Here is a 16,763-nt window from a genome sequence, read left to right as displayed (position 1 = left end):
GCTAACGAAAGGGGTCTGCCGTCGATCGCCCCTTGAATCCGGCCAATACAAGAAAAAGGGCGTTCGTCATGTTGCTTCGTCAGTTGAATATTGCTCCCCGCGCCGCCCTGGGCTTTGCCCTGATCGCCGTGCTGGTGGCGTTGCTCGGCGTGTTTGCCCTGGGGCAGATGTCGAGCATCCGCGAGAGCGAGGTCGCGGTGGAGAACCAGTGGCTGCCGAGCATCCGTGGCGGCGACGAGATCCGCGAAATCATGCTGCGCATTCGCACCATCTCCCTGCGCATGGCGCTGGATCAGGACCCGAACAACGTCGCCACCTACCGCAGCCAGATGGACACCCGCGACAAAGAGCTGAGCGAGAAAATCGCCGCGTACGACCGACTGGTTACCACCTCGGAAGGGCAGCAGTTGTACGATCAGTTCAAGAAAACCTTCGCGGCCTACCGCGCCGGCATCGCTCAATCGTTCACGCTGGCCGAGCAAGGCAAGCGTGACGAACTGACCAAGCTGCTGCTGGTCGACATGAAAACCGTGGTCGATGGCTCCGGCAAACAACTCAACGATCTGGCCGATTTGTTCGCCCGTCAGGTCGCCGCCGAAAGCCAGAACTCTGCCGACCACTACGAAACCTCGCGCACCATCGTGAGTCTGTTCATTGCTCTGGCGGCGCTGGCGACCGTGGCCCTGGCCATGTTGCTCACCCGCAGCATCGTTCGCCCTCTGAGTGCCGCCGTCGACGCTGCTGAACACGTCGCCAGAGGTGATCTGACCCGCCCAATCGAAACTCACGGCAATGATGAGGTCAGCCGGCTGCTCAAGGCGTTGGCGACCATGCAACAAAACTTGCGCGAAACCCTGCAGGGCATCAGCGGATCGGCCACGCAACTGGCGACCGCTTCCGACGAACTGAGCGCAGTCACCCATGACAGTACTCAAGGGCTGCAACAGCAGAACAACGAAATCGAACAGGCCGCCACCGCCGTCAACGAGATGACCACGGCGGTCGAGGAAGTCGCCCGCAATGCGGTGTCGACCTCCGACGCGACGCGCCAGTCCAGCGAATCGGCGCATCTTGGGCAAGAGCGGGTCAGTGAAACCGCCAGCGCCATCAACGCTTTGGCCAATGACGTGCAGCACACTGGCGAGCTGGTGCAATCGCTGGCCAACCAGTCGCAAGACATCGGCAAGGTGCTGGACGTGATCCGGGCGATCGCCGAGCAGACCAACCTGCTGGCGCTCAACGCCGCCATTGAAGCAGCGCGGGCCGGGGAGAGCGGACGCGGGTTCGCGGTGGTTGCTGACGAGGTCCGCGCGCTGGCCTATCGCACGCAACAATCGACCCAGGAAATCGAGCAGATGGTGCAAGGCATGCGTAACGGTTCAAGCCTGGCGCTGGAGTCGATGCAGGCCAGCGCCTCACGTGCGTCCACCACGCTGGTGCTGGCCGAGCGGGCCGGCGAGGCGCTGCAAACCATCACCGCGTCGGTGCATGAGATCCATGAACGTAACCTGGTGATCGCCAGCGCCGCCGAAGAGCAGGCGCAAGTGGCGCGGGAAGTGGATCGCAATCTGGTGAACATTCGTGACTTGTCGGTGCGTTCGGCGGCCGGCGCCGATCAGACCAGCGCTTCCAGCCATGAGTTGTCGCAACTGGCCAATGCCCTGCAAGGCATGGTTCGCCGCTTCCAGCTGTAATCATGCAGGCGTGAAAAAGCCGCGCTTCTCGTCAGAGAAAGCGCGGCTTTGTTTTGTCGGGCAGGCTGAAAATCAGGCACCGTCCTGGTCTTTCAGGTGTTCGAACAGACCCTTCGGCATTTTCTTGCCATTGGCTTCGAAGTTGGCTTTTACGTTGTTGTACGCCTCTTGCTCGTCGATGAAACCGTCGTGGTTGGTGTCGATCTTGTCGAAGTCGGACTTCGGCGCAACCTTCAGGAACTCGGCGCGCGAGACCTTGCCGTCGCCATCGGTGTCGGTCTTGGCCATCGACGCATCGCCGCATTTGCCTTCACCGCATTTGCCTTCCGGGGTTTTCACCGAGGTTTCAGCCGAGGCAACCATGTAGCCCTGGGCCAGCGGTTGCGCGGCGAAGACCGAGCCGGACAGCATCAGGCCGCCAGCCAGTACGGCACCGACCAGGCCAAGGGAGGTTTTGCCAATTTTCGAAGTGCGGGTCATTTCATTCTCCTTCGGTTGCACTGCGCAACCACACGTTAAGGGCGATCAGCCGGAGCAGGTGTGCTCGGGTGTGGCCATTAAGCGGTGGCGGTGTATCGCGTCTGTGTCGAGGAGCGGGGGCGTTTGTAAGCGAAGGTGGGGAAAGTGGGGGCAGATACAGTAAAAGACAAAACGCTGTGGGAGCGAGCAGGCCCGCCCCCACAGCGTTTTACATCAGTGCAGCTTCAGGCGTGGCTCGGTGCCGCGTCCGATCTTGCTGCCCAGCATCAGCATGGCGGTGCGGAACGGTCCGTACAGCGCCATCTGGTGCATGCGGTACAGCGAAACGTAGAACATCCGCGCCAGCCAGCCTTCGAGCATCACGCTGCCGGTCAGGTTGCCCATCAAGTTACCCACAGCCGAAAAACGCGACAGCGAAATCAGCGAGCCGTAGTCGGTGTACTTGTACTCCGGCAGGGTCTTGCCTTCGATCCGCAGTTTCAGCGACTTGGCCAGCAGCGACGCCTGTTGGTGCGCCGCCTGGGCCCGTGGTGGAACGTTGCGATCCGAACCCGGTTGCGGGCAGGCAGCGCAATCGCCGAAGGCGAAAATGTTTTCGTCGCGGGTGGTCTGCAGCGTCGGCAAAACTTGCAGCTGGTTGATGCGGTTGGTTTCCAGGCCATCGATGTCTTTGAGGAAACCCGGCGCGCGGATCCCGGCAGCCCAGACTTTCAGACTGGCCTTGATCTCGTTGCCATCGGCGGTGATCAGGCTGTCGGCGGTGACCTGGCTGACCGACGCGTTGGTCATCACATTGACCCCGAGTTTTTCCAGAGTCTTGTGCACCGGCCCGCTGATGCGTTCCGGCAGGGCTGGCAGCACCCGTGGTCCGGCTTCGATCAGGGTGATGTGCATGTTTTCCGGTTTGATCCGGTCCAGACCGTAGGCCGCCAGCTCATGAGCGGCGTTGTGCAGCTCGGCCGCCAGTTCGACGCCAGTGGCGCCGGCACCGACGATTGCCACGCTGATCTGCTGGACCACATCGGTTTGCCCGGCGTGAGCACGCAGATAGTGATTGAGCAGTTGCTGGTGGAAACGCTCGGCCTGTTTGCGGGTGTCGAGGAACAGGCAGTGCTGCGCTGCGCCCTGGGTGCCGAAATCGTTGGTGGTGCTGCCGACTGCGATCACCAGCGAGTCATACGGCACTTCCCGCGCCGGAACCAGTTCCACGCCGTTTTCGTCGTAGGTGGCGGCGAGCTGGATCTTCTTCTGCTCACGGTCGAGCCCGCTCATGCGCCCCAGCTGGAACTCGAAGTGGTTCCATTTGGCCTGGGCGACATAGTTGAGTTCGTCTTCGGAAGAGTTCAGCGATCCGGCGGCCACTTCGTGCAACAGCGGTTTCCAGATGTGCGTGAGGTTCGCGTCGACCAGCATGATGCTGGCGGTGCCGCGCTTGCCCAGAGTCTTACCCAGACGGGTAGCCAACTCCAGACCGCCGGCGCCGCCGCCGACAATGACAATACGATGGGACATGGGGATAGCTCGCAAGGTTTTTAAAGGAAATCTTTGTCGTCGTAACCCGAGCGAGCGCGATGCAGCTCATAGCGTCAGGTAACTGATAAATCGGCTCAACAGGCCCAGACCAATGGTCACTGCCAGCACCACCACCAGGAGCATCCACGGCCGGAATGGCCGGCGCTCGACACGGTGTTGGGACAACTGCAGGTACTCTTCGACATGCTTCTGGTCATCGGGGTTCAGGCGGCTGGTCATAAAGGCCTCGTCAGGTAGACGTTACTGAAAGTGAACAAGCTACAGCGGTTTTCAACCGGGATTGAATGCAGCATAGCCACTGTCCGGGACCGGTTCGACAGACACGCTGTCCTCGAGGCGAATGATCCCGCTTTGTAACACTCGCGCGGTGATTCCGCCATGGCCGCGCACCGCCTGGAATGTTCCGGGGCCGAGGTTGTTCTGCAGGCGCGCGCACGGCTGACACCAGCCCGTGGTTTCGAAAATCGCCTGACCAATGCGAAAGCGCCGCCCCTTGAGGCTGAACAGGTTGATCCCGCTAATGACGAGATTGCGCCGCAGATCTTCAGGCGTGACCGGTTGTTCTACCGACCTTCCCATCAAGGCGCTGATGACTGCCAGGTGCTCCCACTGAATCAGCGTCACCTGCCGCGCATTGCGCACTCCAGGTCGAGCGTGATCGCCGGTGAGACCGGCTTCAAGCCGCGCCTCAACCGCATCGAGCGCGAGCATCGGACCCCGGGATTCAGGGCGCACGCCGATCCAGCGCACACGCCCGGTCTGTGGGACATCGGCAATCAATTGTTGAAGTGGCGTCACAGGCTGATCCCGACATCGAACACGATGCTGCGACCCAGGTTGCCGCGCAGAAAATCCGGTGCATCGGGGTGGGCGAAGAGCACTCGGGCGAACGTCGGCCCGACCAGTGACAGCGAGCGCCAGCCCTGTCGCAAATATTCGGTGGGCGGAGGAAAGTGGCTGTTGAGGTCGAGCACTTCGCGCTTGAGGCTGGCGAAGGCGATGATGTCCAGCTCCCCCAGGTCCATGCCGCGTTCCTTGTAGTTGTGCGCCTTCTTGCGCAAGGTCGGCGCCAGCCTGAGCAGGAATTCGTTGGCCGGTATCCGTCGCGGCTTGGCCTCGCGGCGCACCAGTTGACTCAGGGAAAATGCACTGCGTCGGCGTTGCAGCTCGTCGCGCCATTCATCGTTGAGTCGGCGACCTTCGTCGAGGACGAAAAACACCTCGAAATTGGCATCGCGAAACAGCACGTCCGGTGGCTCGCCGGCGGGGGCGAATTCGTCGGCACGATACGGGATATTCAAGCCTTGCAGCAGGCGCTGGCAGACCCAACGCTCACGCTCCCATTTGCGGGCATTGGACAGGAACGCGTTGGCTTGCTCGGCCGCGATGGTCAGCAGGCGTAAATAATCTGAGTCATCCATAGGCCCAAGCTTAGCGTTCAATTGCGACAAGCAGAAAGCTTTGCATCGGCAGTTTCGCCCGGGCGGGGGTGTAGACTTCGCCGCAGGAGCGCCAATCAAAGGAGTCTGCGGTGCGAACGAAGGTGATGGGATCATGATCGGTGCAGAACTGCTGTCATCGACAAGTTTGACCCTTGGCTGGCTGATTTACCTGCCGGTGCTGCTCTGGGCGATCTGCCGTGCACCGTGGGTCGAACTGTTCAGTGACAGTCGTCGTCAGCACTTGCTGTTCGGTACGGTGTTCGCGCTGTTTCTGCTGTGGATGGTGCGCAGGGATTTCGACACGGGTGTGTCCTATCACTTCATCGGCATGACTGCCGTGACGTTGCTGCTCGACTGGCCGTTGGCGATTGTCGGCGGGCTGGTGGCGCAAATCTCGTTGGTCATGCTGGGACGCCAGGATCTTGCAGCGATCGGGGTCAATGGTGCGTTGCTGATCCTTTTACCGGTACTGATCACCGAGGGTGTGGCGATCCTGGTCGAGCGTGCGCAACCGCGTAATCCGTTTGTGTATATTTTTTGCTCCGGTTTTTTTGCGGCGGCCTTGTCGGCGTTGTCGTGCCTGGTGCTGAGCCTGACGCTGCTCTGGTACGACGGCCTCTTCGCTATGCCCGAGTGGCTGGAAGATTTCATCGGCTACCTGTGGCTGCTGATTTTTCCAGAGGCGTTCATCAACGGCATGGTGATCAGCGCGCTGGTGGTGTTCTGCCCGGAATGGCTGGAGACCTTCAACCGCACCCGCTACCTTTCGGCACCCTGGAAGGACGACGATCCCAAGTCTTGATCCACATCAAATCCACCCCGCGCGCGGCATTTCATGCTCGGCCAAATCCCTTCAGGAGCAGCGGCATGAGCGTTTACGAGTGGGCGAGGCAGGAAACCCGGCAAAGTCTGGAAATGGCGCAGGAGGTGGGATTCGATCCGGGTTTGAGTCTGCGCGCCTTGCTCAGTGCGGTGGTGCAACAGAGCAAGGCCGTACGCAACGCCGAAGACCTGGCCGACGAGTTGCGCTTTCTGGCAGAAAACCTCGACGACGATCAGGACTACGGCTTCATGCGACCCTGATCAGGGGATCAGTGACGCGGATCGAAATCGCCGGAGAACAGCTCGTCCTCGGCATCCGGGGCTACCGGAATCTTGTGTTCTTCCGACGCCCAGGCGCCGAGGTCGATCAGTTTGCAGCGGTCCGAGCAGAACGGCCGGAATTTGTTCTCGGGGGTGAATTCCACCGGGGCGCCACAGGTCGGGCATTCAACGGTCGGGATCGGGCTCATGACTGGCCTCCAGATAAAGTCAGGTAAAAGTGATGCAGGCGCTCGACCTCGCTGTGCAGCCACGCGAGGTCGCGGTCGTTGACCACCACATCGTCGGCTCGGCTTGTGCGGTCTTCGCGGCTGGATTGAGCCTTGAGGATGGCGTGGACCTGCTGTTCGCTGGTCTGGTCACGCTGCAAGGTGCGTTCGATTTGCAGTTGCTGCGGAGCGTCGATCACCAGTATCCGTTGGGTCATCGCGTACTGTCCGGACTCGATCAACAGCGGCGAAACCAGAATCGCGTAAGGCGATTTTGCCAGCGCCAGGTGATGGGCGATTTCCTCGGCGATCAACGGATGCAGCAGCGCTTCGAGCCAGCGACGTTGTTCCGGCACCTCGAAGATCAGCTTGCGCAGCGCCGCGCGATCCAGCGTGCCATCGGCCTGCAGGACATCGGGGCCAAAGTGCTCGGCAATTTTTGCCAGCGCCGGTCGCCCCGGCTCAACTACCCAGCGTGCTGCATGATCGGCATCCACGACATGGATGCCGAGGTCGATGAAGTGCTGGGCGGCTGCACTTTTGCCGCTGCCGATGCCGCCGGTCAGGCCGAGAATCCAGGGTTTTTCCACAGGGGTATTCATTTCAAACCGACAAACTGCCAATAGAAGTCGGTTATTTGACCACCCCAGAGCAAGGCAATCCAGCCGGCAATTGCCAGATACGGCCCGAAGGGGATTGGCGTCGAGGTTTTTCGGTCGCGCAGCTTGAGCAGAATCACCCCCAGCACCGCCCCCACCAGCGAAGACAGGAGGATGGTCAGCGGCAGAATCTGCCAGCCACCCCAGGCCCCGAGCAGCGCCAGCAACTTGAAGTCACCGTGACCGATGCCGTCCTTGCCGGTGAGCAGCTTGAACAGCCAGAACACCGACCACAGCGCCATGTAGCCAGCCACCGCTCCCCACAGGGCGTCGTGCAGCGAGACGAACAGGCCGAAGCTGTTGACGATCAACCCCAGCCACAGCAACGGCAGCACCAGCACATCAGGCAGCAACTGATGCTCGGTGTCGATCAGACTCATCGCCAGCAAGCCCCAGGTCAGGACGATCATCAGGCACGCCGGCCAGCCAAAACCCAGGTGCCAGGCGATGAACGCCGAGAGCAGGCCGCAGGCCAGTTCGGTCAAGGGATAACGCTTGCTGATCGGCGCCGCGCATGACGAGCAGCGGCCGCGCAAAAGCAGGTAACTGAGCAGCGGAATGTTTTCCCACGCACGAATGCGGTGGGCGCAATGCGGGCACTGCGAGTGCGGCAGCATCAGGTTGTAGACAGGCGGAGGCGTTTCTACCGGCAACCCGAGCACGTCGTGGGCCTGCTGGCGCCATTCGCGTTCGAGCATTTTCGGCAGGCGCCAGATCACCACGTTGAGGAAGCTGCCGACCACCAGCCCGAGCAACAGGGCGGTGAAGACAAAGGCCAGCGGATAGAAAGCGAAGAGTTCGTCGATGGGCATGTCAGATCGCTGAGCCGAGTTGGAAGATCGGCAGGTACATGGCCACGACCAGTCCGCCGACGATCACCCCAAGCACCACCATGACGAAAGGCTCCATCAGGCTGGTGAGGTTATCGACCATGTTATCCACTTCTTCCTCGTAGAACCCGGCAACCTTGTCGAGCATGTCGTCCAGGGCGCCGGACTCTTCGCCGATGGCGGTCATCTGTATCGCCATGTTCGGAAAGATTCCGGTGGTGCGCATCGAGAAATTCAGTTGCATGCCGGTGGCAACGTCCTGACGAATGCGCAGCACCGCACGTTTGAACACCACGTTGCCGGTGGCTCCAGCGACCGAGTCCAGCGCTTCGACCAGCGGCACGCCGGCGGCAAACGTGGTCGACAGGGTTCGGGCGAAACGGGCCACGGCGGACTTGTACATCATGGTGCCCACCAGTGGCAGTTTCAGCAGCCAGGCATCACGCCGGTCACGCAGGGCCTGGGATTTTTTCAGGGCATGTCGAGTGCCGAAAAACGCCGCAACCAGCACGCCGAGAATCGCCCACCACCATTGCTGCATGAACTCCGAGAGACCAATCACCATCAGGGTGAACGCCGGCAGTTCGGCACCGAACCCGGAAAACACCGACTGAAACTGCGGTACTACTTTCACCAGCAGAATCCCGGTGACGACCGCCGCCACCAGGATCACGGCGGTCGGGTAGGTCATGGCTTTCTTGATCTTGGCCTTGAGGCTTTCGCTCTTTTCCTTATAGGTCGCCACGCGTTCGAGCAGGGTGTCGAGGGCGCCGGCTTGTTCGCCGGCATCGACCAGGTTGCAGTACAGCTCGTCGAAGTATTGCGGCTTCTTGCGCAGGGCTGCGGCGAAGCTGTTGCCGGCGGCGACTTCCTGTTTTACCTCGTCCACCAGTTTGCGCATCGCCGGGTTTTCAAAGCCTTCGCCGATGATGTCGAACGACTGCAGCAACGGCACGCCGGCCTTCATCATGGTCGCCATCTGCCGGGTGAAGAGGGCGATGTCCAGCGGCTTGATGCGTTTGCCGAAATTCAGCCACGACGCGGATTTCTTGCGCACCTTGCCGGGGTTGATGCCCTGCTTGCGCAACTGGGCCTTGATCAGTGCGGGGTTCTGCCCGCTCAGTTCGCCGGTGATCCTGCTGCCTTTCTTGTCGGTGCCTTCCCAGGCATAGACACTGATTTTCGCTGCCTTGACCGCCATGTTCAGTCCTTGGTGACTCGGTTGATTTCTTCAAGGCTGGTGATGCCTTGCATCGCCTTGATCAGTCCCGAGGTGCGCAGGTCGTTGAAGCCGTCCAGGCGCATCTGGCTGTCGATTTCCAATGAGTTGCCCTCGGCCATGATCAGCCGTTGCAGCTCGGGGGTGTTTTTCACCACTTCATAAATCCCGGTGCGTCCCTTGTAGCCGCCGTTGCAGTGATCGCATCCGGCGGGCTCATAGATCGTGAAACTGCCAATGCGTTCCTCGGGGAAGCCTTCCTTGAGCAAGGTTTCGCGAGGAATCTCGATGGGCTTCTTGCAGTGGCTGCAGAGTTTTCGCGCCAGACGCTGGGCGATGATCAGGCTGACCGAGGTGGCGATGTTGAAGCCGGGAATGCCCATGTTGTGCAAGCGGGTGAGTGTCTCGGCGGCGCTGTTGGTGTGCAGCGTGGAGAGCACCAGGTGACCGGTCTGCGCTGCTTTGATGGCGATCTCGGCGGTCTCCAAGTCACGGATTTCACCGACCATGATCACGTCCGGGTCCTGACGCAGGAACGAGCGCAGGGCCTGGGCGAAGTCCAGCCCCTGCTTAGGATTGACGTTGACCTGGTTGATGCCTTCCATGTTGATCTCTACCGGGTCTTCGGCGGTGGAGATGTTGATGTCGACGGTATTGAGGATGTTGAGCCCGGTGTACAGCGACACGGTCTTGCCGGAACCGGTGGGGCCGGTGACCAGAATCATGCCTTGCGGCTGTTTCAGGGCGGCCAGGTAGAGTTCTTTCTGCTCCGGCTCGTAGCCGAGGGCGTCGATGCCGATCTGCGCGCTGGACGGGTCGAGGATCCGGATCACCACTTTTTCGCCCCACAGGGTCGGCAGGGTGTTGACCCGGAAATCGATCGACTTGGTTTTCGACAGGCGCATTTTCAGTCGCCCGTCCTGAGGTTTGCGCCGTTCCGAGATGTCGAGGCTGGCCATGACCTTGAGGCGTGCGGCGATGCGTCCTGCCAGTTGAATCGGCGGCTTGGCCACTTCGCGCAGGATGCCGTCGGTACGCACCCGCACCCGGTAGTTTTTTTCGTAGGGTTCGAAGTGCAGGTCTGAGGAACCGCTCTTGATCGCGTCCAGCAGCATCTTGTGGACGAAACGCACCACCGGCGCATCGTCGGCGTCCAGCACGCCGATGGCGTCCTGCTTGCTGTCATCGATGGACTCGACATCCAGCCCGTCGAGGTCGACGTCGGCCATGTCCTCCAGGCCGGAGGCGTGGGTGTCGAAGAACTTCTCGATGGCGTCGGTGAGCTTGTCGTCCTCCACCAGGATGGCTTCGGTGGTCAGCCCGGTGCTGAACTGAATGTCGTTGATTGCCTGATGATTGCTCGGGTCGGAAATCCCCACGAACAGCTTGTTGCCGCGCCGCCACAGGGGCAGGGCGTGGTGCTGGCGCACCAGTTTTTCGCTGACCAGGCCCTTGGGCTGGGTCTCTTTGTCGAGGCAATTGAGGTCGAGGAACGCCATGCCGAAATGCTCCGAGGCAATCTCGGCGACCTGTGAACTCTTCACCAGTTTGTTCTGTACCAGATAGCTGACCAGCGGCAGGCGATTGCGCTGGGCCTGCTGCCAGGCTTGCTGGGCGCTTTTTTCCGTGAGCAGTTCGGCCTGTACCAATTGCTTGGCCAGACCGCTCAGAGCGATGTCATTCATGGGAATCCCGGATGCAGACAGTTCATGACTTATAGCCTAGTCAAGTGACAGCGCCAAACCGCCTCGGTGCAGGTGACAAAAAGTGTCAGATAGTGCGGTTTCAGGTTGTAGGAAACGCCGCGATAACGTGATCACGCCCAGCCAACATGGGGATGAACGCCTTGGCACGGGCTGTGCTGAGTCTTGTTCAGATCATGAGATTCCGACTCATGCATGGAGCGTGTCTATGAAGAAACAACAAGGTTTCACTCTGATCGAGCTGCTGATCGTCGTGGCGATCATCGGCATTCTGGCCACCATCGCGTTGCCGCAATACACCAAGTACCAGGCTCGGTCGAAGGTGACGGCAGGGCTGGCGGAAATCAGCGCCCTCAAAGTGCCGTTCGAGGACACCATTAATCAAGGTACCGACCCATCACTGACAAACGTCACGGGGAGCGCGACTTACGTAACAACCAACTGCGGCACAGTGACCGCATCCGGCACCGCGTCTTCGGGCGCAGGCACGATCGTCTGCACCATCGCGAATGCACCGGCGCCGGTGCTGGGCAAAACCATCACGCTGACCCGCACCGGCGGGGCGACCGGCAACACTGCCGGCGTCTGGAGCTGCGCTTCGACCGTCAACGCCGACTACGCCCCTAAAGGTTGCCCAGGCAGCGGTACTTGATCGGCTTTGCAGCCCACTGAAATGCCCCGCCTCGCGGGGCATTTTCTTTTGCGCAGCACTTCACAAAAAGCTTCAATCTTTTCAGTGTGTTAGGAACTTTCCCAAAAGCCGCAACTTGCATGCAGATAATTCGAAGGTCATGCAATTTGCATGATTCCGGAATTTCGCGAAATTAATAACTTATTGATTTATAAAGGATTATTCTATTTCGAAAAGTTGGCACAGCGTTCGCAATATCCCTGGTAACCCTGCTGACAAGACACGCAGCAGACTTTCCAGAAAAACAGGAGTTACTCGTATGAAGAAGTTCGCTATCACTGCCGCTGCTGCTACCGCGCTGACCCTGACCATGGCCACCGGCGCATTCGCACAATCCACTCAGGCAACCCAGGCGCCAATGACCCTGGCCGCCGGTGAAATGACCAAGGCGAAAGAAGCCACTTCCGACACCTGGATCACCACCAAAGTCAAAAGCGACCTGGTCACCGAAAAAGGCATTCCAGGCACTGACATCAAAGTAGAAACCAACAAAGGTGTCGTCTCCCTGTCTTCGACCGTTGCCATCACCGAAGCTCAGAAAACTACCGCCGTGGCCATCGCCAAGAAAATCAAAGGCGTCAAAGCGGTCTCCGCTGACGGCCTGAAAGCCGAGTAAGGCAAGACTTCTCGCCTGAACCGGGAGAAGACGCGACAGGCGGGCCGAGCAATACGTCTGCCGCACTTTAGAGTTCATGCGAACGGCCACACGGAATGTGGCCATTACAGGCCCCGGCACATGTGTCGGGGCCTGTTCTATTTCAGGGGAGGAAAAGCGGGGAGGTCAGTTGCCGCGCTTGCTGTTGATCTGTTTCAGGCGATTGCCTTCAAAGCGCAGGTATTGGTACATGCCGTTGCTCGGGCCGTAGGTCCATTCCTCGACCTGAAACTCTTCCCGGCGATTGATACTGCGCTTGTAGCCCAGCACGTCGCGGCTGACGGGTTCACCGCACTTTTGCAGCACCTCGCTGGAGCGGTCGCCAAGGCTGACCAACTGGCTGCCGCAACGCAGCGTATCGGAAGCCGACGCCTGGCCGGCGACGAGCGCCAGCGCCATTACCGCCAGCCATTGGCGGTTCATCACTCGGCATCCAGATGCATTTGCGTCACCACACGGCCGTCGCTCTCCGCTTCGCCGAGATTGGCGTCGATGAAGTACACGCGGTCGTCGGCCAGTTGGCCCTTGTCGACGAGGTAGTCCTTGATGCTGCTGGCACGGTCCTGACCGAGCTGGCGCAGCAGCACATCGCTGGAGCTCCAGAACTTGATCACGTCCGCACGCATTTTCGCGGTGCGCTCTTCTTTGCCCAGGTCTTTCCACTCGGCCGGTGGCTGGGTTTTCAGGCGGGTGCGGTAGATGCCTTCGAGCAGCGGGCCTTTTTCGCCATCCGGTACCTGGATCAGTGATGCCTGAGCCGGCACCTTGTCGCCACGGCGCTGCAGCATCTTGTAGTAGTTGTACTGGTATTCGCGCTCTAGACGCTGCTCGGCAATCAACGGACCGTCGCTGCTCTGGGCGGCGGTGCCTTCGATTTCCAGACGCAGGGCCGGACGCTCCTTCAAGGCCTGCGACAGTTTGACCAGCGCCGCTTCGGCGTCCTTGTTCAGTTCGCTGGAGCCCGGTGCGAAGGACACGGTGCCGAGATCTTCGGAACCGCCACCGCTGATCAATCCGCCAATCATCTTGAACGGTGCGGCGGCGGCTTTGACGATCAGGTTGCGCAGGGTCTGCCAGACAATCGGCATCACGCTGAATTGCGGGTTGTTCAGGTCGCCGGTGACCGGCAGTTCGATGGATATCTTTCCGTCCACGTCCTTGAGCAGCGCAATCGCCAGTTTCAGCGGCAGGCTCACGGCATCCGGGCTGTCGACTTTCTCACCCAGTTGCAATTGCTCGATCACCACTTTGTTCTCGGCCTTGAGCTGTCCCTTGGTGATCAGGTAGTGCAGGTCGAGATTGAGCCGGCCCTTGCGGATCCGGTAACCGGCAAACTTGCCGGAGTAGGGCGTCAGGGTGGTCAGTTCGACCCGTTTGAAACTGGTGGCGATGTCGAGGCTGGCCATCGGGTCGAACGGGTTGACCGCGCCCTTGATGGTCACCGGTGCATAGCGGTCGACCTTGCCATTGACGTCGACGCTGGCGGGTTTCGCCTGACGGCTGTCGATGGTGCCGATCTGGCCGTTTAGCTGTTGGACAGCAGTGGCGAAGTTCGGGGTCAGGCTGAAGTCGGCGAAGTTGGCCGAGCCGTCATTGATCGCAATGCCACCGATATGAATGCCCAGCGGTTTCGAGTTGCCGGCCGGTTTGGCCGCTGCCGTTTTCGCCCCGGAATCGGCAGGTTGCGGAATCAGCAAGTCGTCGATGTTGGTGGTGCGGTCATCGTTGATCATGAATCGCACATAGGGCTGGAACAGGTTGATCTTGTCGATCGACAGACTGTCGCCGTGCTGATAGTTCAGGCCTTCGACCACCACTTGCTGCCACTTGAGGAAGTCGCGGGTCTTCAGAGTATCGAGGGTGTGCAACTGATCGACCTGGGCGCGTCCGGTAACGCTGAGTGCCAGCGGATCGGTACTCTTCAGGTTCACTTTCAGGTCGCTGCCGAGCATGCCGCTGCGCAGTTCGAGTTTGATGAACGGGTTGATGTAGGACTGGGCCACGCGAAGGTCGATGTCCTGGGTCTTCACGTTGAGCTGAGCCGTGACCGGGGCCAGATTGACCACGCCGTCGGCGCTGATCTTGCCTTGCTTGCCCAGGCCGGTGTCCAGTTTGACGTTGAAGGGCGAGCCGTTGAGGCTGTCGAAATTCTGCAGGTCGACGTTCAGCGGCGTGACATCCAGCGTGACTTCCGGCTTCGCCGAGCGGTCGGCCAGATGCACTTTGTAGTCACGCAGTTGCACGTCCTTGAGCAGCACCTGCCACGGTTTTCCCGGTGCGGCCGGTTCCGGTTTCGGTGAGTCGGCAGCCGCCGGCGTGCTTTTCGGTTCCGCCGCCGCTTTGGCGGCAGGCTTGGACGGCTGACTGGCGAACAGTTTTTGCCAGTCCAGTTGCCCGTCCGCTTCAAGGGCGGCCCAGGTTTCGAGTTTCTGGCTGCGGATCTTGCCGACCACTACTTGCTGCTTGGCCAGGTCCACCGTGGTCTCGCTGACGTCGAGGCGGTCGAGTTTCGCCAGCGGGCGCCCGTCCGGGGCCTTGATCGCAAACGGTGCGACGCTGACTGACACGTTGCTCAACAGCAGCTCGGTTTCCTTGGACAGGTTGAGCTTGTAGTCGGTGCTCAGGCTGACCACGCCGTTTTCCAGCACCAACGGCACGGCGTCGCGCACGTAGGGCCAGAAGGCTTTCATCTGGCCATCGGTGACTTTGAGCGTGCCTTCGGAAGCGATCGGGATCAGGCTGAAGTTGCCTTTCCAGTCGATCTGCCCACCAGCCGGGCCGATGGCGACCAGGGTCATGTCGGCGTTGTCTTCGGGCAGGGTGCTGAGGTTGTTCAGTTCGAAATCGAGCTTGTCGTAGAGGAATTCGATCGGCTCGCTCGGGCGTGCATCCTGGAAGTGCACGTTGCCACCGGCCAGTTTGATCCGGTCGATACGCAGAGGAAACGGTTTGGCATTCGGATCGGTCGGCGTCGGTTCACTGGCCGGCAGCTTGAACAAACCCAGCAGATTGAGCTTGCCGTCCTGGGCGAACAGGACTTCGGTCTTGGGTTTGTCCAGTTCGATGTCGGACAGGTGCAGGGCTTTTGTCCACAGGCTGTCGAGTTGCAGATTGGCGTACAGGCGTTCGAAACCGACCTGTTCCTTGCCCGGCTCGCCGATGACCAGGCCCCAAAGCGTGACTTCGAGGCTGAATGGATTGAGTTCGATACGCTGGATGTGCGCAGGCACCGTGGCGTAGTTGGCCAGTTGCTGGTTGGCGATCCGGAGCGCAATGCCCGGCAAAATCAGAAACCCCAGCAGGCTGTAGAGGGCCAGAGCAGTCAACAAGGCGCCAATCGCGCGAATCAATCCTTTGGGCATGTGCGGCTTCATCTGTCTGAATCGGAGTGCCTTGGAGTATGGCACGCGATTCCGGTTCCGAAGTACATCGCGCGAGACAGGATTATTCAGATTTGTCTGCAATGTCTGTAGGAGCAGCCTTCGGCAGCTCCTACAGATGGGGTCAGAGTTGAAGGATCAGGGTCTTCAACGGCGGCTGTTGATCCTGCGAAGGGAAGTCGGCACCCGGTGTCATCACGCTCCACTCGCGCACCGGGCGCCCGGCCTTCTCGGCGCAACGCAGCACCTGTTCGCGCCAGTCGTCCATGCTGACTTTCGCCAGGTTGTTGCAGCAGATCAGCACGCCATTTTCGGCGGTGGTCAGCAGGGCCGGCTTGAGCAGGCTTTGATAGTCGCGCAGCAGATCGACCGTGCCGAACGCGCTTTTGGCCCAGGCTGGAGGGTCGAGCAGCACCAGATCGTACTGGCGCTGTTCGAGGCGTTGATAGCTCGGCAGTTTCTGTCCGCGACGCTGACTGATCGGCAGGCCGGCCAACTGGCGGATCGCCGGGAAGTAGTCGGACTGGATGAACTCCATGGTCGGCAGTTGCGGATTGAGCAAACCGTTCTCGCGCCCGACTGCCAGGTTGCCCTCGGCGAAATCCAGGTTGCACACCTCGCGGGCACCACCGGCGGCCGCGCTGAGGCCGACGCCGCAGGTGTAGGCAAACAGGTTGAGCACGCTTTTGCCCTTGGCGTGATCCTTGACCCAGCCGCGGGTGTTGCGCAGGTCGAGGAACAACAGTGGATCCTGGCCGGCATGGCGTCCGCGCACACGGTAGTTCAGGCCCCATTCGTGGCCGACCAGATCAACCAGTGCTGCGTCGTCGGCGCGGTACACATTGTCCTCACGATCAATGCGCGAGTTGCCACGGGAGCGGTCGTTGTAAACCAGCAGGGTTTGCAGGCCCAAGGTTTCATTTACTGTGGCGTGCAGTTGCAGCAGGTCGGCGAGTTCCAGCGTCTGGTGGAAACTCTGCACCATCAGTTGCGGGCCGTAGCGATCGATAGTCAGGCCGCCGGCGCCTTCCTGGCTGCCGTGGAACAGGCGATAGCAGTCGGTGCCCTGGCGGTGCAGCTCGGCGAGCAGATCCTGGCGTTGATCGAGGGCGGCGCGCAGCGCCTGATTCAGGGAAGACATGCTTGCGCCTTGCTGGAGGGAATCGG

At 60.5% G+C, this 16,763-nt stretch carries 18 protein-coding genes; 5 read left to right on the top strand and 13 right to left on the bottom strand.

Going from position 1 to position 16,763, the window contains the following annotated elements; all coding sequences use genetic code 11:
• The first annotated feature begins 68 nt into the window (after positions 1 to 68).
• The gene (locus JJN09_RS21875; RefSeq protein ID WP_249483727.1) at positions 69 to 1,694 is read left to right on the top strand and encodes a methyl-accepting chemotaxis protein; all 1,626 of its coding nucleotides are present in this window, start codon (positions 69 to 71) and stop codon (positions 1,692 to 1,694) included.
• Between the two features lie 72 nt (positions 1,695 to 1,766).
• Here the strand turns inward: JJN09_RS21875 and JJN09_RS21870 are convergent, their stop codons facing one another.
• From JJN09_RS21870 to JJN09_RS21850, 5 genes are all read right to left on the bottom strand, one after another.
• A complete protein-coding gene (locus tag JJN09_RS21870; RefSeq protein ID WP_096820884.1) occupies positions 1,767 to 2,174 on the bottom strand; it encodes a hypothetical protein in 408 nt (135 codons plus the stop codon).
• 213 nt (positions 2,175 to 2,387) lie between these two features.
• A complete protein-coding gene (locus tag JJN09_RS21865; protein ID WP_064599500.1) occupies positions 2,388 to 3,686 on the bottom strand; it encodes an NAD(P)/FAD-dependent oxidoreductase in 1,299 nt (432 codons plus the stop codon).
• Between the two features lie 66 nt (positions 3,687 to 3,752).
• Positions 3,753 to 3,926 carry a DUF3094 domain-containing protein gene (locus JJN09_RS21860; protein ID WP_096820886.1) on the bottom strand — a complete coding sequence of 58 codons (174 nt, stop codon included), beginning with the start codon at positions 3,924 to 3,926 and terminating at the stop codon, positions 3,753 to 3,755.
• A 51-nt stretch (positions 3,927 to 3,977) separates the two neighbouring features.
• Complete coding sequence (locus tag JJN09_RS21855) at positions 3,978 to 4,505, bottom strand: MOSC domain-containing protein (protein WP_249483726.1); 528 nt, start codon at positions 4,503 to 4,505, stop codon at positions 3,978 to 3,980.
• The gene (locus JJN09_RS21850; RefSeq protein ID WP_007959580.1) at positions 4,502 to 5,128 is read right to left on the bottom strand and encodes a DUF1780 domain-containing protein; all 627 of its coding nucleotides are present in this window, start codon (positions 5,126 to 5,128) and stop codon (positions 4,502 to 4,504) included. The genes JJN09_RS21855 and JJN09_RS21850 overlap by 4 nt, the downstream gene beginning before the upstream one ends.
• Positions 5,129 to 5,261: 133 nt before the next feature.
• Here JJN09_RS21850 and JJN09_RS21845 point away from each other — a divergent pair, with 133 nt between their 5' ends.
• Positions 5,262 to 5,951 carry an energy-coupling factor ABC transporter permease gene (locus tag JJN09_RS21845; protein ID WP_249483725.1) on the top strand — a complete coding sequence of 230 codons (690 nt, stop codon included), beginning with the start codon at positions 5,262 to 5,264 and terminating at the stop codon, positions 5,949 to 5,951.
• Between the two features lie 65 nt (positions 5,952 to 6,016).
• A complete protein-coding gene (locus JJN09_RS21840) occupies positions 6,017 to 6,232 on the top strand; it encodes a hypothetical protein (protein ID WP_007959584.1) in 216 nt (71 codons plus the stop codon).
• A gap of 8 nt (positions 6,233 to 6,240) precedes the next feature.
• Here the strand turns inward: JJN09_RS21840 and yacG are convergent, their stop codons facing one another.
• Genes yacG through pilB form a run of 5 tightly spaced genes read right to left on the bottom strand, consistent with a single transcriptional unit; the run spans position 6,241 to position 10,852 of the window.
• On the bottom strand, positions 6,241 to 6,441 hold the full coding sequence (yacG, locus tag JJN09_RS21835; RefSeq protein ID WP_096820889.1) for a DNA gyrase inhibitor YacG: 201 nt from the start codon (positions 6,439 to 6,441) through the stop codon (positions 6,241 to 6,243).
• Entirely contained in the window at positions 6,438 to 7,061 is a 624-nt protein-coding gene (gene coaE, locus JJN09_RS21830; protein ID WP_249483724.1) for a dephospho-CoA kinase, read from the bottom strand. The genes yacG and coaE overlap by 4 nt, the downstream gene beginning before the upstream one ends.
• The gene (locus tag JJN09_RS21825) at positions 7,058 to 7,930 is read right to left on the bottom strand and encodes an A24 family peptidase (RefSeq protein WP_249483723.1); all 873 of its coding nucleotides are present in this window, start codon (positions 7,928 to 7,930) and stop codon (positions 7,058 to 7,060) included. Before JJN09_RS21825 ends, coaE begins: the two co-directional genes overlap by 4 nt.
• Before the next feature lies 1 nt (position 7,931).
• Positions 7,932 to 9,149: a type II secretion system F family protein gene (locus JJN09_RS21820; protein WP_249483722.1), complete on the bottom strand. Its 1,218-nt coding sequence runs from the start codon at positions 9,147 to 9,149 to the stop codon at positions 7,932 to 7,934.
• A gap of 2 nt (positions 9,150 to 9,151) precedes the next feature.
• Positions 9,152 to 10,852, bottom strand: coding sequence for a type IV-A pilus assembly ATPase PilB (pilB, locus tag JJN09_RS21815; protein ID WP_249483721.1), 1,701 nt, complete (start codon positions 10,850 to 10,852; stop codon positions 9,152 to 9,154).
• 226 nt (positions 10,853 to 11,078) lie between these two features.
• Here pilB and JJN09_RS21810 point away from each other — a divergent pair, with 226 nt between their 5' ends.
• Together JJN09_RS21810 and JJN09_RS21805 are read left to right on the top strand one after the other, a co-directional pair.
• Positions 11,079 to 11,522 carry a pilin gene (locus tag JJN09_RS21810; protein ID WP_249483720.1) on the top strand — a complete coding sequence of 148 codons (444 nt, stop codon included), beginning with the start codon at positions 11,079 to 11,081 and terminating at the stop codon, positions 11,520 to 11,522.
• Between the two features lie 298 nt (positions 11,523 to 11,820).
• Complete coding sequence (locus JJN09_RS21805; protein WP_096820895.1) at positions 11,821 to 12,177, top strand: BON domain-containing protein; 357 nt, start codon at positions 11,821 to 11,823, stop codon at positions 12,175 to 12,177.
• 165 nt (positions 12,178 to 12,342) lie between these two features.
• Here the strand turns inward: JJN09_RS21805 and JJN09_RS21800 are convergent, their stop codons facing one another.
• The 3 genes from JJN09_RS21800 to JJN09_RS21790 all read right to left on the bottom strand — a co-directional run bounded on the left by JJN09_RS21800 (position 12,343) and on the right by JJN09_RS21790 (position 16,737).
• Complete coding sequence (locus JJN09_RS21800; RefSeq protein ID WP_249483719.1) at positions 12,343 to 12,639, bottom strand: DUF2845 domain-containing protein; 297 nt, start codon at positions 12,637 to 12,639, stop codon at positions 12,343 to 12,345.
• Entirely contained in the window at positions 12,639 to 15,590 is a 2,952-nt protein-coding gene (locus tag JJN09_RS21795) for a DUF748 domain-containing protein (protein WP_249483718.1), read from the bottom strand. Before JJN09_RS21795 ends, JJN09_RS21800 begins: the two co-directional genes overlap by 1 nt.
• A gap of 130 nt (positions 15,591 to 15,720) precedes the next feature.
• Positions 15,721 to 16,737 carry a class I SAM-dependent rRNA methyltransferase gene (locus JJN09_RS21790; protein WP_249483717.1) on the bottom strand — a complete coding sequence of 339 codons (1,017 nt, stop codon included), beginning with the start codon at positions 16,735 to 16,737 and terminating at the stop codon, positions 15,721 to 15,723.
• Between the last annotated feature and the right edge of the window lie 26 nt (positions 16,738 to 16,763).

Source organism: Pseudomonas sp. HS6 (genome assembly GCF_023375815.1).
Classification (GTDB): domain Bacteria; phylum Pseudomonadota; class Gammaproteobacteria; order Pseudomonadales; family Pseudomonadaceae; genus Aquipseudomonas.
The sequence above is the reverse complement of the archived record's forward strand: the minus strand, read 5'-3'. Positions and strand labels throughout refer to the sequence as shown.